15 protein-coding genes are annotated in these 22795 nt (G+C 66.5%); 5 read left to right on the forward strand and 10 right to left on the reverse strand.

Features of this window, described 5'->3' with window-relative positions:
- Positions 1 to 14 precede the first annotated feature (14 nt).
- The 3 genes from JQ617_RS12035 to JQ617_RS12045 form a co-directional block, all read right to left on the reverse strand.
- Positions 15 to 1139, reverse strand: coding sequence for a DUF2336 domain-containing protein (locus JQ617_RS12035; RefSeq protein WP_063689142.1), 1125 nt, complete (start codon positions 1137 to 1139; stop codon positions 15 to 17).
- A gap of 341 nt (positions 1140 to 1480) precedes the next feature.
- Positions 1481 to 5125 (reverse strand): AsmA family protein, encoded by a 3645-nt coding sequence (locus JQ617_RS12040; protein WP_212026483.1) that lies wholly within the window; start codon positions 5123 to 5125, stop codon positions 1481 to 1483.
- A 262-nt stretch (positions 5126 to 5387) separates the two neighbouring features.
- The gene (locus JQ617_RS12045; RefSeq protein ID WP_063690733.1) at positions 5388 to 6620 is read right to left on the reverse strand and encodes a cytochrome P450; all 1233 of its coding nucleotides are present in this window, start codon (positions 6618 to 6620) and stop codon (positions 5388 to 5390) included.
- Between the two features lie 141 nt (positions 6621 to 6761).
- Between JQ617_RS12045 and JQ617_RS12050 the strand changes: the two genes are divergently transcribed.
- From JQ617_RS12050 to JQ617_RS12065, 4 genes are all read left to right on the forward strand, one after another.
- Positions 6762 to 7379 carry a TetR/AcrR family transcriptional regulator gene (locus JQ617_RS12050; protein ID WP_212026484.1) on the forward strand — a complete coding sequence of 206 codons (618 nt, stop codon included), beginning with the start codon at positions 6762 to 6764 and terminating at the stop codon, positions 7377 to 7379.
- 265 nt (positions 7380 to 7644) lie between these two features.
- The gene (locus JQ617_RS12055; protein ID WP_212026485.1) at positions 7645 to 8058 is read left to right on the forward strand and encodes a hypothetical protein; all 414 of its coding nucleotides are present in this window, start codon (positions 7645 to 7647) and stop codon (positions 8056 to 8058) included.
- Between the two features lie 152 nt (positions 8059 to 8210).
- Positions 8211 to 9890 carry a peptidoglycan-binding protein gene (locus JQ617_RS12060; protein ID WP_212026486.1) on the forward strand — a complete coding sequence of 560 codons (1680 nt, stop codon included), beginning with the start codon at positions 8211 to 8213 and terminating at the stop codon, positions 9888 to 9890.
- A gap of 358 nt (positions 9891 to 10248) precedes the next feature.
- Positions 10249 to 10884 carry a response regulator transcription factor gene (locus JQ617_RS12065; protein ID WP_212026487.1) on the forward strand — a complete coding sequence of 212 codons (636 nt, stop codon included), beginning with the start codon at positions 10249 to 10251 and terminating at the stop codon, positions 10882 to 10884.
- Between the two features lie 53 nt (positions 10885 to 10937).
- Here JQ617_RS12065 and JQ617_RS12070 read toward each other — a convergent pair whose 3' ends face one another.
- From JQ617_RS12070 to JQ617_RS12080, 3 genes are all read right to left on the reverse strand, one after another.
- Complete coding sequence (locus tag JQ617_RS12070) at positions 10938 to 13523, reverse strand: EAL domain-containing protein (RefSeq protein ID WP_212026488.1); 2586 nt, start codon at positions 13521 to 13523, stop codon at positions 10938 to 10940.
- A gap of 150 nt (positions 13524 to 13673) precedes the next feature.
- Positions 13674 to 14972: an MFS transporter gene (locus tag JQ617_RS12075; protein WP_212026489.1), complete on the reverse strand. Its 1299-nt coding sequence runs from the start codon at positions 14970 to 14972 to the stop codon at positions 13674 to 13676.
- Between the two features lie 222 nt (positions 14973 to 15194).
- A complete protein-coding gene (locus JQ617_RS12080; protein ID WP_212026815.1) occupies positions 15195 to 17624 on the reverse strand; it encodes a bifunctional diguanylate cyclase/phosphodiesterase in 2430 nt (809 codons plus the stop codon).
- 288 nt (positions 17625 to 17912) lie between these two features.
- On the opposite strand from JQ617_RS12080, the gene JQ617_RS12085 reads away from it, so the two are divergent.
- A complete protein-coding gene (locus JQ617_RS12085; RefSeq protein WP_212026490.1) occupies positions 17913 to 19079 on the forward strand; it encodes an ABC transporter substrate-binding protein in 1167 nt (388 codons plus the stop codon).
- A 26-nt stretch (positions 19080 to 19105) separates the two neighbouring features.
- Here JQ617_RS12085 and JQ617_RS40230 read toward each other — a convergent pair whose 3' ends face one another.
- The 4 genes from JQ617_RS40230 to JQ617_RS12100 form a co-directional block, all read right to left on the reverse strand.
- Positions 19106 to 19231, reverse strand: coding sequence for a hypothetical protein (locus tag JQ617_RS40230; RefSeq protein WP_283842059.1), 126 nt, complete (start codon positions 19229 to 19231; stop codon positions 19106 to 19108).
- Between the two features lie 243 nt (positions 19232 to 19474).
- Positions 19475 to 19762: a hypothetical protein gene (locus JQ617_RS12090; protein WP_212026491.1), complete on the reverse strand. Its 288-nt coding sequence runs from the start codon at positions 19760 to 19762 to the stop codon at positions 19475 to 19477.
- A 187-nt stretch (positions 19763 to 19949) separates the two neighbouring features.
- Positions 19950 to 20927, reverse strand: coding sequence for a hydroxyacid dehydrogenase (locus JQ617_RS12095; RefSeq protein ID WP_212026492.1), 978 nt, complete (start codon positions 20925 to 20927; stop codon positions 19950 to 19952).
- Between the two features lie 12 nt (positions 20928 to 20939).
- Positions 20940 to 22793 carry a TRAP transporter large permease gene (locus tag JQ617_RS12100; RefSeq protein WP_212026816.1) on the reverse strand — a complete coding sequence of 618 codons (1854 nt, stop codon included), beginning with the start codon at positions 22791 to 22793 and terminating at the stop codon, positions 20940 to 20942.
- Positions 22794 to 22795: the final 2 nt, after the last annotated feature.

Genomic DNA, 22795 nt, shown 5'->3' on the forward strand with positions numbered 1-22795 from the left:
TCTCGAATTCCTGCTCAGTGAACCTGAAGCTCGGGCTGACGGCCCGAGGTGGAATCGGCACCCGCGCTGTTCTTGCGCGACTGGTAGAATTTGAGAATGCTGCGCGACGTCTCGATCTTGAGCCGGCCGAACTCGCGTTCATTGTCCTGAAGCTCGCGCGCCGTGATCAGATGATCCTTGGCGCCGAGGAACAGCAGCGACATCGTCGTGTCCCAGGAGAAGTCGAGCGCCTTGCACAGCACCAGCAGCATCTCGCGGTTGCGGTCCATCAGCGCGCGCTCGATCACGTCGACCGGCAGCGCCGACAGCAGCGACAGGCCGATCTGCACCTCGTCGAAGCGATGCTGGCGCGCGTAGTTCGAGATCGAATCCTGGTTGAGGTTTCCCTGGCGGTACTGCGTCGTCACCACGCGCTTGGCGACGAAATAGCTGCGCGAGGACGGGCCGAACTTGGATTGCAGGTCGCCGGTGACCTCGGTCACCGAGCTCTGGATCTGCGCCATCATCTCGGGACGCTCGGTCTCGAGGCGGCGGCGGACGTCTTCCGACGCCTTGGAGATCAGCTGCTGGAAGATGTGACGCGGCACGTCCTTGCGCAGGCCGAGCTGCTCGGCGAGGATCGAATCGCCCTCGGCGCGGCGGACCATGTGCAACAGGCCCGAGCCGGAGAAGCGCGCGCCCTCGTTCTTCGCAACCGAGGTCACGACCTCCTGGTTGCCGCGCTTGACCAGCACGTCGGTCACGGCCTCGCCGATCTGATCGCGCTGCGAGATCGCGAGCAGGTGCGCCTGGCCCTTGGTCAGGGCGCTCTGGACCAGCATCTTCTCGTCGATGCGATTGGACTCGCGCAGCACGGGACCGGCGACCTCGATCTCGTCGTCGAGGGCGAGTTTCTCGATGACGTTGAGCGGGGCATGATCGCACGCCGCCATCAGATCCGAGAGCTGCGCCCGGGCAGCCACCTCGATCTCGTCGGCGAGCCGGCCGATGACCTCGCCGAACATGCTGATCTCGTCGTCGCTGTAGCGGCCCGTGATCAGAATGTCGGTCGCGTGCCACAACGCCTTGGCGCGGCTTTCGTCGGTGCCGCGCGCGATCGCGTCGTCCAGATCCTGCAGAAGCGATTTCGCCCCGTTCATCTCGATACCCCAGTTCTTGGTCGTCTTTGGCGGGCCGTCCCGCCCGAGCGGGCGCGACGCCGAATTCCTCTGGGAACCAACGCTAGAGATGAAACGCGCAAATCCGGTAAAACCGGCAGATCAGTTTTGCCGACTAAAATTCATTCAAATGCGAGGGAATGGGTTAACCGGGGCGCAAAGGCTGCGCCGTGGAGGCGTGAGGCATTGATGCCGCTCTTGCGTCATGGTCGTGCTTGTCCCGGCCATCCACGCCTCGCCAAGTAGAAGAAAGAACGTGGATGCCCGGGACAAGCCCGGGCATGACGACCAATTGCGGGTCCTCGATCCAACTCGCGCCGGCCTCACGGATTCTGCGGCGTCAGCACCAGCGGCGGCTTGGGCTTGGGCTTTGCGGGCGCGGGTCCCGGGGCCGGCCGCACCTCGATCGGCGGCGGCAATGGCGCGACCTGCTGGCTCGCGAGCGGCGGGCTCGCCAGTGGCGGGTTTGGTGCGGCAGGAGCGGCCTGCGGCGCCTTCGGAATCGGCGCGGCCCTGGGCTCAGCCTTGGCCTTGGGCGGCGGCGCGCGGCGAGGATCCTGGCCGGGCAGCGGCACATTCACGGGCGCCGGCTCCGGAGCGGGATCGGGCGAGACCAGCGTCGGCAGCGCCGCGGTCGCCGGCGGCGGCTCGCCGCGCTCGATCGCGTCGAGCCGCCGCGTCTCGCGGTCGATCGTGCGCACCGCAAGCCACGACGACAGCGGCGCGAGGTCGACGGTACGATTGAGCCTGTCGGGCGGGCCCGCCGCGAACAGCTGGATCTCGGGCGGCGCGCCGGAGAGCCCGGTCATGATCGGCGTCAGGCTGGCGCGGATGTCGGCCTGGTCGGCGGGAATGTCGTAGCCGCCGGACACGATGGCGCGGGCATTCTTCGCCTCCAGCGGCGTCGCGCCGACACGCAACCGTCCGTCGCGGATCGTGAACGGGATCTGCGCCGAGGCGACCGCGATGGGGCCGGCCGACAGCGCGGGCTCGACCAGTTGCCGCAAGCGGTTGTCGTCGCTGACCTGGCCGCCGTCGCTGGCGTGAATGGCGATCTCGAAGGCACGCGGATTGAGACCGCCGATCTCGGCGGAATCCAGCGTCACCGTGCCGTTGCCGGCGAGCGCACCGGTCAGCGCCGCGATGCTGCGGCCCTGGCTGGTCAGCGCCATCTGCACCGAGGCGCGCCCCTTGGGTAGCGCGAGGTCGCGGTAGCGCAGCACGGTCGCATCGACATTGCTGAGCTCGATCCGCGCATTCAGCGCAAGGCCGCCCGGACCGTTGCGGGCGTCGAGGCTCGCCGACATTTCGCCGCCGCCGACGCCACCTTTGAGACCATCGAGCGCGAGCGACTGGCCGTCACTGCGAATCGTCCCGCCGAACGGCCGCAGCTCGATGCCGCCGGGCATCGTGCCGTGCAACGCCTGGAAGGTGATGCGACCGCGCCAGCCGCCGAGTAGCCCGGCGCTGAGCGGCTCGCCTGCATCATGTCCCACGGCCCCGATCGCCATCGCCAGCGCAGGCCCAAGGTCGAGCGTATCGAGGCCGATCTCGCCGTCGATGCCTTTCTCCTGCTCGAGCGTGACCGCCAGATGGCCGCGCAGATGCGAGCCGCCGGCGCTGCTGTCGAGATCGTTGAAGGTCAGGCGGTTGCCGGCGAGCGTGAGGCGCGAGGACAGGCTGACGCGTTGCGCCGATTTGTCCGCCAGGCCGATGCCGAACAGCGGCGCGAGGTTGACGTTGCGCACGCGCAGATTCACGTTGGCCTTCGGCTCCGACAATTCGACGCTGCCTTGCGCATCCGCATCCAGCCCGCCGCCACCAAGCTTTGCGTTTAGTTGCAGCGGCCGCCGCCAGGCGCCGTTGAGCTTGCCTTCGAACTGCGCGGCACCCTCGCCCGCGGCCACCACGCGGTCGAGGCCGAGCAGGGCCACCAATGAACGGGCCTCAGGGGCCGAGACCTTCGAGTCCAGCGTGAAGTCGCTGTTGCGCAGCTTGTCGAGGTCGATGCCGTTGATCGCCGCGAGCTGGGTCTGCGCGGCGAGCGTCGCCGTCGCCTTGAGCTGCGGCGCGTCGAGATCGAGCACGGCGCGGGCATCGCTGCGATCGGCATGCTCGGCGTTCCTGTCGAGGCTGAGATCGAGCTTCAGGCGCGTCGCGCCCGGCAGCGGCGGCAGCGCATCGAAGCGTGCACGCAGCGACGGCGCGAACGGCTCGAGCAGCGCGGTGAGCTCGCGGAGCGCATTGGCCGAGGATTTGAGGGCAAGCTTGCCGGTGGCCTTGGCGCGATCGAAACTGCCGCTCGCTTCCGTGGTCACGCCGCTGGTCTGGCCGAACCGCAGCTGCTCCAGCGACAGCGAGTTCGGCCCGTAGCCGAGCTTCGCCGCGAACGGCCGCAGCTCCTGGCCCGCGGAGACGGCGCGGCCGACATCGAGCGACAGCTTGGCTTCCTCCGGCCATTCGCCTTGCGGCCCCGCCAGCGCGCGGACGAAACTCGCGGCGGCATCGAGATCGAGCCGGTCGGCCCTGAGCTCGGCGTCGATCCGCGAACCCTTGCTCGCACCGGTCTGGACGAAGGCGATCCGTCCCTCGATGGCGCCGCCTTCGATATCCGCCTTCAGCTTGTCGATGGCGAGATGGTTGGCGGCGATGGTCACGTCGCCGGCGAGGCGCAGCGGCCGCGTGCTGCGGCGGTTGATCTCGCTGCGGCCCTGGAGCCAGGCCACCAACGTATCGGGGTCGGACGATTCGACGTTGAGGCGGCCGCTGAAACTGTCCGCGCCGGGGGTTGCGCCGTTGAGCGAGAGCTGCGTCATGCCCGGCGCGCGCAGGTCGAGCCGCTGGAACGTCCACGACCGGCCGTCGGTCCTGAGCTCGGCGGCGATGTTCTGTAGCGGCCGGCCGCCGAGCATGATCTGGTCGGAGTTGAACTCGATCTGCGCCGGGATCGGCGCCTGCGGAATCGCCGCAAGGCCTGCGCGTAGCGCGGGCAGGATCCGTAGCGGCTCGGCATCATCCTTGCCGGCCAGCTTGTCGGCATCGATCTGGCGCGCCGACAGCACCGCGCGCAGCAGCGGCGAGGCGCCGAATTTGAGGTCGCCGACACCGCCGGCCTTCAATGCGTTGTCGTCGGTGCCGAAGCTCGCGTCGATCTGGTCGAATTTGGCACCAACAGGATCGGCCTTGAGCTTCGCGGTGAGCTTCCAGGGCGTCGGCCCCGCCTCTCCCGGCTTCTTCGCTGCGGGCACCGCGAGCGTCAGTGCGCCGTCGAATTTCGGCAGGCGGTTGTCGAAGGCGAGCACGCCTTCGAGATCGGCGAGGATCGCGCGCTCGCCGGGATCGATGTTGAGATGCAGACGGGTCGCGCTGCCGTCGGCGCTCGGGCCGGAGGAGATGCGGAACGGGTAGCGCGTGCCCGAGACCTTGAAGCTGCCGTCGCCGCGCACCGAGCCCGCGAGCGAGCGGACGTCACCGGAGAAGGCGATGTCGTTCAGCTCCAGCGTCGAGCGGCTGGCGGCATCGTGCAGGGCGATGCGGCCGGTGAGGTTCACCCGCTCGATGGCGAGCGAGGCCAGGTTGAAGCTGCCGCTTGCGGTGGACGGCAGGTCGACCCGCCCGCGCGCGTCGAGGCCGAGATCCACCGCCATGCCGCCGACCGTGAGCTCGGTGGCGCGCCACTCGCCGCGCATCAGGGAGCCCAGGCTGAACTCAACGTCGAGCTTGTCGGCGCGCAGGCGGCCGAGATCGTTGTTGCCGCCGAAGGTCACCGAGCGCAGCCGCAGGGTCGGCGCCGGCAGGAGCCGCGCGTCGAGCTCGCCGGCCACGCGCACCGGTACGCCGATGATCCGGGCAGCCTCCGCCTCGAACTGGGGCCTGAACTGGTTCCAGTCGATGAAGTAAGGCCCGATCAGCGCGGCCAGCAGCGCTAGAATGAAGGCAATCGCCAATCCGAGCAGCGTCGTCTGCACGGGTCTCCCCTCGGCCAAACCGGCACCCGGGTCAAACCTTGACCCTGCAAACCTTGGCCTTGAGGCTTCAGGCGCGCCGGAACAGTCCCTTATATAGAGGGAAGTGTGGCGAAGTCACAGCGACTGTTGCGCGCGGAGGTTAACGCGGCGGGAGAGCCTCACTCTGAGGAGGCCGCAGAAGCGGGGCCCGTCATCCTTCGAGACGCCCGCTTTGCGGGCTCTTCAGGATGAGGAGCCGGTTCGCAGAACCAGGCCGAGGTCGTCACCAGCTCGCAGGGAGCTGCGTCAGGCCGCGCAGCACGAAGGTCGGCCGCCATTTCGGGTTCTCGACGTCGTCGATGCGCAAATCGGGCAGCCGCCGGAGCAGCGTCGCGATGGCGATCTCGGCCTCGATACGCGCCAACTGGGCCCCGAGGCAGAAATGGATGCCGCCCCCGAACGACAGCGGCCTGACGTTCGGCCGGGTGACGTCGAGCCGGTCGGGGTGATCGGGGTAAACGGCGGGATCGCGGTTGGCCGAGCCGAGCAAGCAGAGCACCGTCTCGCCCTTGGGGATCTGCCTTCCGCCGAGATCGTCGATGTCCTCCAGCGCGACACGCCCCGTCATCTGCACGGAGGAATCGTAGCGCAGGAATTCCTCGATCGCGTTCGTCATCAGCTCCGGCCGCGCCTTCAGCAGCGCGAGCTGGTCCGGATTGCGGTGGAGCGCCAGCAGGCCGTTGCCGATCAGGTTGACGGTGGTCTCGTGGCCGGCGCCGAACAGCAGGATGATGTTGGCGGTCAGCTCCTCATTGGTGAGCTTGTTGCCGTCCTCCTCGGCCTGCACCAGCTGGGTGATGAGGTCGTCGCCGGGATTCTTGCGGCGCAGCTCGAACAGCTGCTGGAAATACATCTGCGCCATCATGTTGCCGGCGTTGCCCTTGGCGATCTCCTCCGGCGAGAGCGGCACGGGGTCGAGCAGACGGCCGCCGTCGCGCGAGCTCTTGTAGAAGACCTCGCGATGATCCTCGGGGATGCCGAGCATGTCGCAGATGATGGTGACGGGCAGACGGAAGGCGAAATCCTCGATCAGGTCCATGTGGCCGCGCGCGATCACGGCGTCGATGGCCTGGTCGACGATCTCCTGGATGCGCGGCCGCATGTCCTCGACGCGGCGGGCGGTGAAGGCCTTCACCACGAGGCCGCGCAGGCGGGTGTGATCGGGCGGATCGGACTGCAGCATCCAGTGGCTCATGCTGCGGAACACCGGCTCGTCCATGATCTTTTCGCTGTAGCGGCGCTTGGAGCGCTCGACGAAATCCTTGCCGAAGCGCTTGTCGCGCATCACGAGGCTGACATCCGCATGGCGGCTGGTGACGAACTGGCCGAACGGAGTCACGTGGATCGGATCGATCGCACGCAGCCGGTCATAGTGCGGATAGGGATCGCGGATGAAGTCCGGCGACAGCGGATTGAACAGCGGATCGCTGCCGGTGGGTTGCACTTGCTCGTTCATGGTGACCTCGATCGGTTGCCGCATGACACGAATACGCCGATCGCAGCCCCACTGCCCGGCGTAGCCATCCCCAAAACCGTTGAACTGTCGTCAACTCGATACATTGTTGTATCGAGTTGCATTTTGCCCTAACCTGCGCCGATGTCAAGGGTGAGAACCAGGCCGACCAGGGACGATACGCGCGACAAGCTGTTCGAGGCGGCCGCGCGCGTGTTCGAGGAGGACGGCATCGGCGGCGCCAGCATCGAGGCGATCGCGGCGGCCGCCGGCTTCACCCGCGGCGCGTTCTATTCGAACTTCAAGAGCAAGGACGAGCTGATCATCGCCATGCTCGAGGACCATGTCGAGCAGTCGATCCGCCGCAACATGGACATCCTCGCCCAGCACGACAATCTCGACGATTTCATTGCGGCACTGAAGTCGATGGACCGCAGCAGGCAGGACCCGCTCGGCCGCGCGCCCCTGCTCCACATGGAGATGATCCTCTACGTCGCGCGCGCCGAGAAGCGCCGCCCCGAACTCGCAAAGCGCCTGCGCGCGCGGCGCAAGCTGGTCGCCGACATCATCGAGGCAACATTGAAGGGCAACGGCAGGAACAGCGCGGTGAATCCGCCCTGGATGGCCTCCGTCGTGCTCGCGCTGGAAGACGGCTTCCGCCTGCACCGGCTGATCGATCCCGAAACGACGCCGGCGGACAGCTTTCTGCGTGCAATTACGGATCTGCGGCGCAGGACGGGGTTGGCGTCGACGCCGGACTAACGGCGCGATGCATGCGCCAAACCGTCGCAATCGCTGGAACGTGCGACGCAACGCGATCAACAGAGCGGACGCGGAACAACGCGGCTTGCAGACCCCTGCAACCCTGGCGACCAGTCATGGGACGGTTGCCATCAGGAGACGCGGGATCGCCGAGATGAACGCGCGTTTATCTTCATGACTCTTCACTCCCCTGAACAAGCACTTGCAACTTTTGCCCGTCGTTGATGTTGGCCCGGCATCACAACACCAACGAGGAGGAAAGCAGATGAAGACCGCGCTAGTTCTGGCAACCATCGGGACGCTCGGCGCGAGCGCCGTGGCAGCACCAACGCCCGCGGAAGCCCACTGGCGTGGTGGCTTCGGTCCGGCGCTGGCAGGTGGATTGATCGCGGGCGCCGTGTTCGGCGGCTTGGCCTCTTCCGCTTACGCGTATGGCCCGGGTTACGGCTACTATGGTCCGGGCTACGGCTATTACGGCGGCGGCTACGCGCCGGCGTATTACGGCGGCTACGAACCCTATCCGTGGGGCGGCTACACCACGACCTACTACGGCGGCGGCTATGCTCCCGTCTATTCCGGCTACCGCTATCGCCGCGTCGTGCGGCCGGCCTACGCCTATTACGGCGCACCGTTCCCGCGGCGGCACTTCTATCACCATCGATGGCACCACCGCTGGTGACGTGAAGGGACAGGGCCGGCACGGAACGCTGAGCCCTTTTTGAATGATGATCGGATCGAGCCGTTGGCTTCGAACCGGAGAGTTCAACGCGTGCGGTCGCGTCAGAGACGGAGCCTGAGCAATCGCAGCCCAAGTAAATCAAGGAGTCTCACATGAACACGAGGAAGAACAAATTTTTGCTGACCACGGCGATCCTGCTCGCCGGCGTCAGCCTGGCATCCGCGCAAGGCATGCGTGAAGGGGCGAGCGGCGCGGCGAGCGGCGGAGCCGGCATGAGCACCGGCGGAGGCGCTTCGGAACACGGCCGGTCCGGCGGCGCAGAGTCGCGCGGCGGCGGCGCAGCATCGCACAGCGAAGGAATGACGCAGGGCCGCGCGGGCGGCCGGGCCGAAGGTTCCTCGGCGGCGCAACAGAGCGGCCGGTCCGCGGACAAGGGCGACAGGCAGACCGTCGGTCAGGGCCGCGAAGATTCGCGTCAGTCGCAATCGGAGCGCGGCAAGCAAGGCAAGGACCAGGCGATCGGTCAGAGCCGCAGCGACCGGGACCAGGCGCGCCAGTCCAAGTCCGAGTCCAAGTCCGAGAGCGACAAGAGCGGACAGAAGAGCCAGACCGTTGGACAGAGCCGCAGCGACCGCGATCGTACGCACCAGTCGCAAGGCGCGGAGCAGAACAAGAGCACGACGACGGGCGCCAACACCAAGGACAATGCGCAAGGCAAGAACGCGCAGGGTCAGAGCACGACGACGACCGGCGCAAACACCAAGAGCAGTGCCCAGGATAAGAACGCGCAGAATCCGAATGCGACAACGACCGGCGCGAACACCAGCGGCAACGCGGCCCAGCAGGGCACGACGACCGGCGCCAACACGACCAACCCGCAAGGACAGGCCAACGCTCAGGCCCAGACCCAGGGCGCGGCGACCCAGAGCATGTCCGGCCGCGTGCAGGTGAACGCGCAGCAGCAGACGCGGCTGCAGCAATCGGTGCTGAGCTCACGCAACGTGGAGCGCGTGCGGGTCAACACCAACTCCATCAACTTCGGCGTCAGTACCGGCGTGGTGGTGCCACGGAACATCTCCGTGGTCTCGGTCTCGGCCTATCCGGCGCTGATCGATGTCTATCCCGACTATCGCGACGACAGCTTCTTCGTCGTCGACGACGAGATCGTCGTCACCGATCGCAGCCGCAGGATCGTCGACGTCATTCCCGCCGGGCCGCGGACGCACTATGCCAGGAGCGGCGGCATGAGCCATAGTGGCAGCGGCAGCGTCGCCGCGCTGGATCTCAGCCCCGACGAGATCCGCGTCGTTCAGCGGGTCCTGATCGAACGCCACATGCTCTCAGGCGAAGCCGACGGCGTGCTCGGGGAGGATACACGCCGGGCCCTGATCACCTTCCAGCGGCAGGAAGGCTTCCAGGCCACCGGCTCGATCGATACCCACACGGTCGCCGCGCTCGGCGTGTCCAACCAGATCAGCGCCACGCGGGGTCAGTCGACGACTGTTGGCCAGGGCCAGAACGGCCAGCCGGCGCCGCAGAACACGACCGGACAGACCACCGGCCAAAGCAACGCGCCGGCGCAGCCGAACCAGACCACCGGTCAGGCTCCGCAGAACCCGCCGTCCACGACCGGCCAGGCTCAGCAGAACCAGCCGGCGACCTCGAACCAGGCCGGCACGCAACCGCCGTCGGGCCAGACCACCGGCCAGGCTCCGGCACAGAGCAGCACACCGTCCACCAGTCAGCCCGGCACCAGCAACACGCAGACTGGACCGACCAACCAGAACGCTGCGCCGCCGCCTTCGACGTCGAGCCAGCCGGCCCAGAGGTAGAAGAGCTGACCATGCGCTTCCGAGCCCCGCCTTCCGGCGGGGCTCTCTCATTGCCGACTGCATTGATGGCGATGCCGAGCAGCAAAGCGAATGAAGCGATGTCGAAATGCAATGGCAGAAATGCGAAAGACGATGCCTCATCATTCGGCCCTGTCTCGCATCGACACGCATTGAGATCAAAAGGACACAGTCGACGTTTGGTGCGGAAAACTGACTCAGAATTAATTTGCGCGTCGCGATTTCAGGACGTAACTGCGAACCAAGAGCGACGTGATCCGGCGATGTCCGGACGAGAAGGCGCTGCACCAACAAGCAAGAAAAGCCAGCACTGCAGCTACTTTTCGTTCAGGAGACATCATTGCCCGGCATCATCCATGTCGTGGATGACGACGCATCGTACCTATCGGCCATCCAACAAGTTCTAGAGGCAAGCGGATACCGCGTCGCCACCTATGCATCGGCGCAGCAATTGCTGGATCAGCAGCCGGACAAACGCAAGGGCTGCATTCTCCTGGATGTGCGGATGCCTGGCATGAGCGGGCTCGAGCTGCAGAGCCGCTTGACCGAGCGTGGCTCGACGCTGCCGATTATCTTCCTGACCGCCTATCAGGATGTCGGCATCACCGTGAAGGCGATCAAGGCGGGAGCAGACGACTTCCTCATCAAGCCTGTTGCTTCCCAAGATCTTCTTGGGGCGATCGCACGCGCGATCGCCCGGCACAAGAACGAGCGCGCGCTCGACGGCGAGCTGGAAACGCTTCGGGGCCGGCTATCGACCCTGACCACGCGTCAGCGGCAGGTCTTCGAGATCATCGTCCAGGGCAAGACCAACAAGCATGCCGCGCGCGAGCTCGGCAGCACCGAGCGGACCATCAAGGCGCATCGGAGCGCGATCATGGAGAAGCTTCAGGTGCAGTCGGTGGTCGACCTGGTCAGGATCGCGGAAAGACTCGGCGTGCTCGGCGCAAAGGACGAGCCGGGAGCCGCCGTATGAGCCCGACGCGCGGACGCTAAAGCAGAGCGACGAACCAGAGAACTCGGAAGCCACTAAGCCGACCGCTTCACCGCGTCGCGTCCCACCGGCGCAACATCCAGCCGCCCCAACATCGCCCTCGCCTGCTCGGCGCAATGCTCGATCAGCCAGCGCTCGAAGGCGACGGGCGCGAGCGCCGGGGCGTAGAGGAAGCCTTGCACGACGTCGCAGCCGAGCTCGGCCAGCGTCCGGCGCTGGCCTTCGGTCTCGACGCCTTCGGCGACGACGGTCATGCCGAGACCCTGGCCGACGCGCACCACGGCGGTGGCGATGGCGAGCGCGCCCGCGTCCCTCTCGATATCGCGCATGAAACTGCGGTCGATCTTGAGCTCGCGGATCGGCAGATGGGCGAGACGGCTGAGGCTGGAATAGCCGGTGCCGAAATCGTCGACCGAGAGCCCGACGCCGAGCTCGCGGATCGCGTTCATGGTCTCGAGCGCGGCGACGCTGTCCTGCATGAACGCGCCCTCCGTGATCTCGAGCATCAGGGCATCCGGCGGCAGATCGTATTCGGCGAGGATGCCCTTGAGGCGCGCGGCCAGCGTGACGTTGCGGAAATTGATCGGCGACAGGTTCACCGAGACACAGGGAATGTTGAGCCCGGCCCGGCGCCAGCTCGCCATCTGCCGGCAGGCATCGCGCACCGACCAGAGGCCGATCTGCTCGATCAGGCCGCACTCCTCGGCGAGCGGAATGAACTTTGCCGGCGAGACGTCGCCGAGCTCGGCATCGTGCCAGCGCGCCAGCGCCTCGACGCCGTGGATGGCGCCGTCGCAGCTGCGGATCTGCGGCTGATAGCTGAGGGTCAGCGCGCCTTCGGCGATGGCGCGGCGCAGCGCCGCGATCAGCGCCAGCCGCTGCTCGGCGAGCCCGTTCATCTCCGCGCTGAACAGGCGGTGCGTGGAGCGGCCGGCCTGCTTGGCCATGTACATGGCGGCATCGGCCTGCTGCATCAGCGTATCGATGTCCGTCGCATGGTCAGGATAGAGGCTGATGCCGATGCTCGCCGACATCTGCATCGGCCTGGATCCGAGCCTTAAGGGCGCGGACAGCGCTTCGGCGATGCCGGCCGCGACGCGCTCGGCGGCTTCGGCGTTGCGCTGCGGCAGCAGGATGACGAATTCGTCGCCGCCGAGCCGCCCCAGCATGTCCTCGGGACCGATATGCTCGCGCAGGCGCTGCGCGAGCTGGATCAAGAGTTCGTCGCCGGCGGCATGGCCGAGCGTGTCGTTGACGTCCTTGAAATGATCGACGTCGAGGAAGGCGAGCGCGACATGGCTGCCGGTCGGGCAGGCATCGATCGCCGTGGTGATCAGGTGGCGCAGCTGCGCACGGTTCGGCAGGCCGGTGAGGATGTCGTGATAGGCGAGCCGCGCGATCTCGGCGCGCGCCTCCTTGCGCTCGATCGCGAAGGCGCCAAGATTGACGCAGGCCTCGACGATGCGGCGGTGCCAGCTGCTCGGCGCGCGCGGCTCGTGATAATAAAAGGCGAAGGTCGCGATGACGCGGCCGTCCTTGGCCTTGACCGGCGTCGACCAGCAGGCGCGCAGGCCGATCGCAAGCGGCATGGCCTTGTAAGGCTGCCAGCGCGGGTCGGTGTCGAGATCCTCGGCCAGAACCGGCTCGCCGTAGAAGGCCGCGGTTCCGCACGAGCCGACATTGGGACCGATCGCGACGCCGTCCAGCGCGCGGGAATAATCTTCCGGCAGGCTCGGGCCGCCGAGCGGATGGATCAGGCCTGCGGCATCAACGTGAAGCAGCGAGCAGACCACGTCGGGCGCGATCTCCTCGACCCGGCGGCACAGCCTGTCGGCGATGTCGGTGATCGGGACCTCGTCGGCGAGCGAGCTCATGATGAGCTGCTGCAGCGAGCGCAACTGCTTGGTCTCGGTGATGTCCTCGATCAGCGCGAAGATGTGCTTGACCCGGCCCTTCTTGTCGCGGAACGCGTCGATCCGGGCGCAGACCCAGATCTCCTCGCCGTCCTTGTCGTAGACGAGCGTCTCGATCTCGCTGCGCCGGCCGCCGGTCAGCAGGCGCTTGACGAGCTTTGCGACGGCGTTGCGATCGGTGTGGCAGCCGGCGATGAGCTCGCCCGCGCGGCGCCCCTCCGCCTCCTCGCTGGTATAGCCGAACAGCGCCGTGAACGCCGAGTTGACGTAGAGGATGTTCTGCTCGACGTCGGTGACGATCACCGCGCGGTTGGTCTGGTCGGACACGGCGTGGAGCAGCCCGATCCTGACGCGGCGTTCCGCATCGGACGTCACGTCGCGCGCGAACACGATGCGATGGGTTGCGCCGCCGACGGTGACCGACGACATCACGACCTGCGCCCTGATGCGGCTGCCGTCGCTGCGCACGAGGCTGATCTCCTCGCGGACATCGGCACCCGCATCGTCCTCAAGACATTTGAGCGTGAGAACGGCGGCATCGCGGCCGATGACCTCGCCGGACGAGAGCTTCCAGATCCGCTCCGCGGCGGCGTTGAAATGCGTGATGCGATGCGCGTCATCGACGATGACGACGCCGTCGTCCGCGCGCGCGAGCGCTGTGCGCAGCACGTCCGGAATTTCCGTCACAACACAATCGGAGGCGGACATCGTCTAACCCAGCAGCAAAAGCGGCAATCTGTCCGAGGCTAACGCTCCGATGGTGTTCAAGACGTTTTTGCAATCATGCCGCGTGCGGCCAAGACGCGACATGCTTAACGTTCTGCAAAATACGCAAAGGTAATTCGGTGCGTCCGGAACCTAACTCGCGGTTCCCTCGTGCAGCTTGTGCAGCCGCCCCGCCACGGCCCGCACCTTGCCCGGCGATGCCTGCCAGATCGCCAGCGCCGACAAGCCGCTCACGACTATCGCGATGGCAAAGGCAAGCGTGTAGTCGCCGGTGCGATCATAGAGCAGGCCGGTCACCCAGGGACCCGCCGCGCCGCCCGCCAAGGCCGCCAGCATGATGGTGCCGAAGATGCTGCCCTGGTGCCTGCCCTGGAAGATCTCGAACACCACCGCGCCCATGATCGAGGTGAGGCCGTAGCCGAGCGCGCCTTGCGTGAACACCATGACGTAGACCAGCCACAGCGACGGCTGGAACTTCAGCGCGATCAGCGCCGCGAAACAGATCGCAAAGCCGGCGCAGCTGATCGCCCACACCGCTTCGCGCCCGATGCGGTCCGAGACATAGCCGAGCAGGATCTGGCCGGGAATGCCGAGCAGGCTGACGATGCCGAGCGCCCACACCGCGACGTACGGACTGAAGCCGATGTCGAGCAGGAACTTGGTCTGATGCACCTGCACGGCGTACCAGATGTACAGGCCGGAGAAATATCCGATTGCGATCCACCAGAACCGCGCGGTCGCGACGGCGCGCTTCAGTGTCCACTCGGTGTTGACCCAGTCGGCATCGACGACGTTCGAGACGGCTTTGGCCGCGCCTGCGGCGGGCGCGGCATCGCCGTCCGGCCGCAGGCCGAGATCCTCGGGGCGCTTGTGCAGCAGCAGGTTGATCGGCGCCAGCGCGATCAGGACGAGCAGGCCCATCGCGGTGCAGGCGGTGCGCCAGCCGGTCTGTTCGATCATGTGCTGCACCCAGGGCAGCAGCGTCACCGAGCCGATGCCGACGCCCGCGAAGGCGATGCCGATCGCGAAGCCGCGCTTGCGGATGAACCAGTTCGGCAGGAACAGCGATTGGCCCGAGTAACCGAGACAGACGCTGCCGGCGCCGACCATGACGCCGATGGTGACGTAGAGATGCCAGGGCTGGCTGGTGAGCGGAGCCAGCAGCAGCCCGCCGCCCATCAGCACGACGCCGAGCTCCATCACCGCGCGGGGGCCGGCGCGATCCATCAGACCGCCGATCAGCGGGCTCGCCACGCCGGAGGCCACGAAGCCGAACGAGAACGCGCCCGCGGTGATGCCGCGCTCCCAGCCGAACTCGGAGATGATCGGTGGAAAGAACAGAGAGAAGGCGGTGCGCGCGTTGACGCCGATGGCCATGGTGACGAAGGTCACGGCGACCACGACCCAGCCGTAGAAGAACGGAAGCCGCATTGTACATTTCACCCCTAGATGGTTCTTACCGACCATCCGGGGCTGCCCGGGTCAAGCGATTTTCGCGCTTGCGTTCTGATGACCCAAAGCCTCCGCAGCGTCATGGCCGGGCTTGTCCCGGCCATCCACGTCCAGCCTACGCGGAACGAAGAACGTGGATGCCCGGGACAAGCCCGGGCATGACGAACTCCCGTCGATATTCAATGCCGAAGAGCAACACGCTCAGGCGGCGTCGCGCTGCGATGGCGGAGCGGCCTCGTCGAATGCGATCTCGTCGACCGGCTGCGGACGGCCGAACAGATAGCCTTGCGCAAAGTTGACGCCGATCGCCCTCAGCCGTTCGAACTCCTCCACCGTCTCGACGCCCTCGGCGGTGACCGACATGTCGAGCCCGCGCGCCAGCGTCAGGATCGAGGCGATGATGGCGGAAGAGCGCGGCTGGTGCGTGAGGTTGCGGATGAACGACTTGTCGATCTTGATCTTGTCGAACGGGAATGCGGTGAGATAGCTGAGCGAGGAATAGCCGGTGCCGAAATCGTCGAGCGCGAGCTCGATGCCGATGCTCTTCAGCCGCTCCATGAAGGCGAGGTTCTCGACGCCGCGCTCCAGCAGAACCGATTCCGTGATCTCGATCTCCAGCCGCTGCGGCGGCAGGCCGGAATCGGCGAGCGCCGCGCAGATCATCTCGAACAGCTCGGCTTCCTTGAACTGGATCGGCGACAGATTGACGGCGACCGTAAGGCCCGACGGCCAGCCGGCCGCGTCCGCGCAGGCGCGCCGCAGCACGAATTCGCCGAGCGGCACGATCAGCCCGGTCTCCTCGGCCAGCGGAATGAACTGATCCGGCGGGATCAGGCCGCGGCTCGGATGCCGCCAGCGCACCAGCGCTTCGAAGCCGCGCCGTTCGCCGCTCACGGCATCGACGAACGGCTGGTAATGCACCTCGAGCTGGCAGCGCGCGATGGCATCGCGCAAATCGCCCTCCAGCGTGTTGCGCGCCTCGAGCTCGGCGGACATGGCCTCGTCGTACACGGTGAAGCAATTGCGGCCCGCCGATTTCGACCGATAGAGCGCAAGGTCGGCCTTCTTGAGCAGCTGCTCCTGGTCGCTGCCGTGATCCGGCGCGATCGCGATGCCGATACTGGTGCCGATTTCCACGCGATGGCCGGGAAGCAGGAACGGCTGCGCCACGAGCTTGGCGATCCGCGACGCGAGCTCGGTCGCGCAGGCGCGCTGGTCCTCGCGGGCTTCCTGGATGATGGCGAACTCGTCGCCGCCGAGCCGCGCCAGCACGTCGCCGGCACGCAACGCGGATTTCAGCCGCTGCGCCACCTGACGCAGCAGCACGTCGCCGGCGCCGTGACCGAGGGAGTCGTTGACGTTCTTGAAACGGTCGAGGTCGAGCATCAGGATCGAGAAGGTCGCACCGCCGTCGTCGAGTTGGCGGTTGAGCTCGTCGAGCCGGGCGAGGAAGAAGGCGCGGTTGGGCAGGCCGGTCAGGATGTCGGTCTGGGCGAGCTCGAGCACCCGCCGGTTCGCCAGCGACAGCCGCCGCGAATTACGGCTCGCGAGCATGAGATAGGTCGACAGCGACAGCGTCAGCAGCATGCCGACGATGAGGACCGCGACGGCGCGATCATAGCCGGTCTCCAGCGCGCCGCCCGCGGTCGGCATGGCGCGCACCTGCCATTCGGTGTCGCCGATCTTGAGACTGCCCGACCAGTGCAGGGCCCGCGCGACATCCCGCATCGACTGCGGCGCGGTAGCGGCGGACGAATAGTCCGGCCGCATGTCCTCGAGACTGACGATCTTCCCGGTGAAAGGCGGATAGACGTTGACGCTGACCGCGGGGCTCGCGCCGGTGGTCACGCGGATGGACTGGATCAGCAGCGGCAGATCGAAGACGCCGACCACGAAGCCGGCCAGATTGCGGCGCCGGTCCGCGACCGTCTCACGCGACGTGCCCTTGGCGTAGACGGGAATGGCGACGAGGACGTCGGGCACCCGGCCGCCCTCCCTCGGCTCGTAGAGACGGGTGCGGATGGCTGCGACCCGATCGTTGTCGCGGGCACGCTCCAGCGCCGCAAGGCGTTCCGAGATGCTCGCATAGTCCATGCCGTAGACCGGCGACGTCTTCGGCTGGGTCGAGTAGAACACGGGAAAATATTCGTCGTGCTGCGGCGCGGCCGCGAAGACCTCGCCCTGAAGCGACTTGATGCGGTAGCCGGACACGCCGTCGGCGATCGCCGCGGCCTCGTATTCGGCGCGCTCCTTGCGATTGACGCGCGGCAGCCAGGCGATGCGCAGCATGCCGGGATGACGCTCGAACAGGCGGGCGCTGAAGGTCTCGAACTCGCTGCGGGTGATTTCCTCGTTGGTCGATTCGAACAGCGTGCGCAGCGCGACCAGCCTGGAGATGTACTCGCCCATGCCGTTCTGCATGACGATCGCTTCGGTTTCGGCCGCGTTCTCGAACTCGATCTTGTTGACGCGGTTTTCCCATCGCGCGACGGCGGCAGCGCCCACCGCCGAGAACAGCAGCCCGACGGCGACCGCGACCAGCGCAGGGCGATAGAGCCCGAGCAGCGGCGCGGCACGCCACCATCCGGTCCTTCGCTCCCGATCCTGATCGTTCTGACCCCGACCGCCCATCTTGATCCGCACGTCCCCCTCGGCACGGCGGCCTGAACTTCTGGTTGAGCCACCGGAACCGCTATCGGACAAGGATCGCGGTTAAGAACTGAACAATTTCGGAATCCGGGCGTGCCGCATTGCGCGGCTTAGTTAACGAGCGCCCTGCAAGTCGCTGCAGACTGGACATATCCTGCCGGTTTTACCCGGACTTTTACGGATCGGTTGTGCGACGCCGGATTAGCGACCTGTTCAGCCCGCAGAACTATTGTTTCCGCAAAGACCCATCCTGCATCGGCAAGACCTCTCATGACACGATCGCGCTCCGCGACATGCCTCGCCTTGACCATCGCCTTGCTGGCCGCCGCCGTGCTGCCGGCACGGAGCGGCGAGGCCGGCGTCAGCGACGATGCGATCCTGTTCGGCCAGGCCGCCGCGCTCGAGGGCCCCTCCTCCGCGCTTGGACAGCGCATGCGCCAGGGCATCGTCGCAGCGTTCAACGAGATCAACGAGAAGGGCGGCGTCTACGGCCGCAGGCTCGAGCTGATCAGCCGCGACGACGGTTACGACCCCGACCGCTCGGTGGCGCAGACGCTGCGGCTGATCGAGGACGACAAGGTGTTTGCGCTGATCGGCGCGGTGGGAACGCCGACCGCGATGGCGACGATCCCGATCACCAGCGCGAGGAACGTCCCCTTCATCGGCCCGTTCACCGGCGCCGAGTTCTTGCGCGACCCCGAGCTTCCCAACGTGGTCAACATCCGCGCGAGCTATGGCGCGGAAGCCGAGGCGTGGGTCAAGCACCTCACCGAGGATCGCCGGTTCACCCGCATCGGCATCTTCTACCAGGACGATGCCTTCGGCCGCGACGGTCTGCTCGGCGTCAAGCGCGCGCTCGCCAAGCGCGGCCTCGAGCTTGCCGCCGAAGGCACCTTCGAGCGCAACACGCGCGCGGTCGGCTCGGCTTGGCGCACGATCAAGCGCGCCGAGCCCGAGGCCATCGTCATGGTCGGGACCTACGGTCCCTGCGCCGAGTTCATCAAGCTCGCGCACCGCAGCGGCTCCTATCCGACCTTCGTCAACATCTCCTTCGTCGGCGCAAACGCACTCGCCAAGGAGCTCGGCCCCGACGGTGATGGCGTCATCGTCTCGCAAGTGGTGCCGTTTCCCTGGGATCGCTCGCTGCAGCTCGTCGCCGACTACCAGGCGGCGCAGAAGGCGATCGACCCGACGCTGCCGCCTGATTTCGTCTCGCTCGAAGGCTACCTCTCCGGCCGCCTCGCCGCAGCCGCCCTGGTCAAGGCCGGCCCGCAACCGACGCGCGCGAGCCTGCTGCGCGCCATCAACGACGTCGGCCGCTTCGACATCAGCGGCAGCACCGTCACCGTCGGCCTGCGCATGATCGACACGCCGCCGAAAGTATTTCTCACGGTGATTCAGAAAGACGGCACGTTCAGGGCGGTGGATCGGCTGTAGAACACACCGCCTTTGTTGCGACATCCCTAGCGGTCGGATTTCTTGCCGTTCGACTGGCCGTAGGGAGGCTTGTTGTCGGGATCAAATGTGAGACAGGCGCTCAGTGACACGCCGATCAGGATCGCCAGCGCCGCGGCGGTCAGAAATTTCATCTGCTCAACCCGCTCAATGAACCATTTCCCAACAGGCACGGAATTTTGACGTCGCAGCTCGGGATGAGGTTCAAGGCAATGGCCTCGTAGGGTGGGCAAAGCGGAGCGTGTCCACCACTTCTGTCGCAATTGCCGGCCCGATGGTGGGCACGGCGCTAACGCGCCTTTGCCCACCCTACGATTGCTGCGTCTCAGATAACGGCCGACCTCATCAGAAATCCGGGTTGGGCCATCAACCGTTGCTCAGGTGGTTGGGTGAAACCAGCCGAATATCGCAACGCCGGCGCATCCGACCAAGCCGAACATCTGCAGGCCCATTTCCAGCCAGTACTGGACCGGCGCGGTGTCTCTATGAACAATCCGCTTCGACAAGCCTGCAAGACTGTCTACAAGCAAGTCCAGAATTCCGGTAGAATGGGGGAAAGACGTGATTTTTCTCTCGACAAAGCCGGACCGCACGTTGCGGAAGCAATCGACGCAAAGATAAGCTGCGACGATGCGAGCGACGATTTCATAAAGAAAGAACTGCATTCAAACATCCGTTCATCAAGTAACCGATTTGATGACCAGGTCGTGTTTACTCGTCAATCGACAGGGTTAAGGGCCAGGTGCGTCTTGGGCGCTACCGGTGTTGGTGTGGCCGGATTTGATCTTGGTTCAATTGCAGGAATGATCGCGGTGCCGGTATTGGGGGCACACGCCCCGGTTCAGGCGCCCTTCACGGACGGCGCGTCCAGCGGTCGGCGTTCACGGCGCCCGGAGGCACCTCGCCTCGCACGATCGCTTCGACCTGCCGCACGGTCTCCAGCGATTGGTATTCGATCGCCTGCGGCGTCAGCCCGCCGACATGCGGCGTCGCGATGACGTTCGGCAGCTTCGCGAGCTCCGGGCTCGGCATCTGGTCGGGCGCGCGGCCGACATCCATCGCGGCGCCGGCGATGCGGTTCTCGCGCAGCGCCTTCGCGAGCGCGGCCTCGTCGACGAGATTGCCGCGGGAGAGATTGACGAACACCGCGTGCTTCTGCATGCGCGCCAGCGCGGCGTCGCCGATCAGATTCTCGGTCTGCTCGTTGGCGATGGCGAGGCAGACGACATAGTCGGACGCAGCAAGCAACTCATCGAGGCTGACGTGCCGGATGGCGCTGTCGCTGATCTCAGCGAAGGGATCTGCGACCAGCACCTCCATGCGCATCACTTTCGCGATCTCGGCGAGATAGCGCCCGATGCTGCCATAGCCGATGATGCCGATCCTGCTGCCGGCGAGCTGGCGGCCCATCCGCGCCTCCGCCTTGCGGCCGGCCTGGTAGTCCGCGGTCGCCCGCGACACGCCGCGGGAGAGATCGACCATGAAGCCGACCGCGAGCTCCGCCACGGCCTGCACGAAGCCCGGACCGGCCCGGGTCACGAGCACGCCGGCCTTCGAGGCCTCTTCCACATTGACGTTGCGGATATCGACGGCGCAGCGGACGAAGGCCCGCAAGCGCGGCAGCTGCGCGAAAATCTCACCGCGCCCTTCAGTCATGCGATCGGCGACGATGATGTCGGCATCTTTTGCTGCGCGCACGAGGCCACCGGCGTCGAGCGTCTCGTCGCTCTCGTGGAGGATCACCTCGGCCGCCGCGCGCAGCCCGTTCAGGCTGCGGTCGCCGTAATAATTGCGCCGCATCTCCGGCGTGTGCGCGAGCAGGACCTTCACGGCAAGTCTCCTTCAGTAGCCGAATGCCCGCGGCAGCGCGGTCGAGAGCCATGGCACGAAGGCGATGACGAGCAGGCAGAGGAACAGCAAGCCGAGATAGCCCATGATCGGTTTCACCGTCTGCTCGATCGGCACGTTGCCGATCAGGCAGGCGCCGTAGAGCCCGAGCCCGAGCGGCGGCGCGAACAAGCCGATGCCCATCGCGATGACGAGCACGACGCCGAAATGCAGGGGATCGACGCCGAGCTGCACGGCGACCGGCAGCAGCAGCGGCCCGAAGATGATCAGCGCTGCCGCGCCCTCCAGCACCGAGCCCATCACGATCAGCACGACGATCGCAAGCAGGATGAACAGCCAGACGCCCGAGGTCTTCGACAGTCCCAGCATGAAATCGCCGACCGCATGCGGCACCTGCTGCAGGGTGAGCGTGAAGGCCAGCGACTGCGCGGCGGCAACGATGAACAGCACGAGGCCCGCACGCGTGGCCGCCTGCACAAAGCTGTGCGCGGCTGTCTTGAAGGTGAGCTCGCGGAACACGAGGCTGCCGACGACGAGCGCATAGGCGACCGCGAAGGCCGAGATCTCCGTGGCGGTGGCAAAGCCGCTCTTGAAGCCGAAGAAGATCATGAAGATCAGGCCGAACGCGGCGATGGCGCCGCTCCAGAGCCCGGACACCGGCGCCTGCGGCGCGACATCTTCGTCCGCCGCCGGCGGCTTACCGAAGATGATGGAGACCGCGATCAGGACCAGCGCCATCAGCGCGGCCGGCAGCAGCCCCGCCATGAACAGGCCGCCGATCGACAGGTTCGCGACGAAGCCGAGGATGATCAAATTGATGCAGGGCGGAATGGTCTCCGCCATCACCGCGGACGCCGCGAGCAGCGCCACCGCGCCGCCCGGATTCTGCTTCGAGCGCCGCGCGGCGGGGATCAGCACGGAGCCGACCGCAGCAACGTCGGCCATCTTCGAGCCTGAGATGCCCGAGAACAGCACCATCGAGGCCACCATCACGACGTTGAGACCGCCGCGCATGCGCCCGACCGCGCGCTGCAACAGCTCGATCAGGCGCACCGACATGCCGTTGGCTTCCATGAGGTAGCCGACGAGGATGAAGAACGGGATCGCGAGCAGCACGAAATTGTCGATGCCGCGCGCCATCTGCTGGGCAAAGATCACGCCCGGCAGCGCGCCCTCGACCCAGATGAAGAGCAGCGCGGCCAGCGCCAGCGCGAAACCGATCGGCAGGCCGCCGAACAGGGTCGCGAAGAAGCCGATCAGCATCAGCGTGCCCGCGGACGGCACCGAGGACGGCGACAGGTAGTCCCAGGCGAGATAGAGGCCGGTGACAACGAGGATCGCAACGAGCCCCCTGACGATGTCGGGCAGCGGCCTTGCGCAGAGATGGTCGATCGCGAACACCGTCATGAACAGCGCGCCGACGCCCATCGGATAGAACGTCAACTCCAGCGGCAAGCCGGATCCGGTGGTCTGGCCGGCCGTCAGCGAGCCAAGCTTGATGGCGTTGTAGGCGACATAGCCGGAGATCAGCACGATCAGGAGCGCGCTGGCCGCATCCACCAGCGTGCGCAGCCGCAGCGGCAACAGATCGCGGAAAAAGGACACGCCGACATTCTCGCCGCGCGCGAGCGCGCTGGCCGCACCGAAGAAGGCCGAACCGACCATCAGGCCGCGGGCGACATCGTCGGACCATTCGACCGGCGCATTGAAGAAGAAGCGCAGCAGCACGGAAGCGCACACCACGACGAGATCGGCGGCCAGCAGGATGGCCGCGATCGCGTCACTGAGGCGAAGCAGCAGGGTGATGCTCCCGTGGCGAGCGCCCGGGAGCGACATGGCGCCTGTCATCG

This window comes from Bradyrhizobium sp. KB893862 SZCCT0404 (assembly GCF_018130885.1).
Lineage (GTDB): Bacteria > Pseudomonadota > Alphaproteobacteria > Rhizobiales > Xanthobacteraceae > Bradyrhizobium > Bradyrhizobium stylosanthis.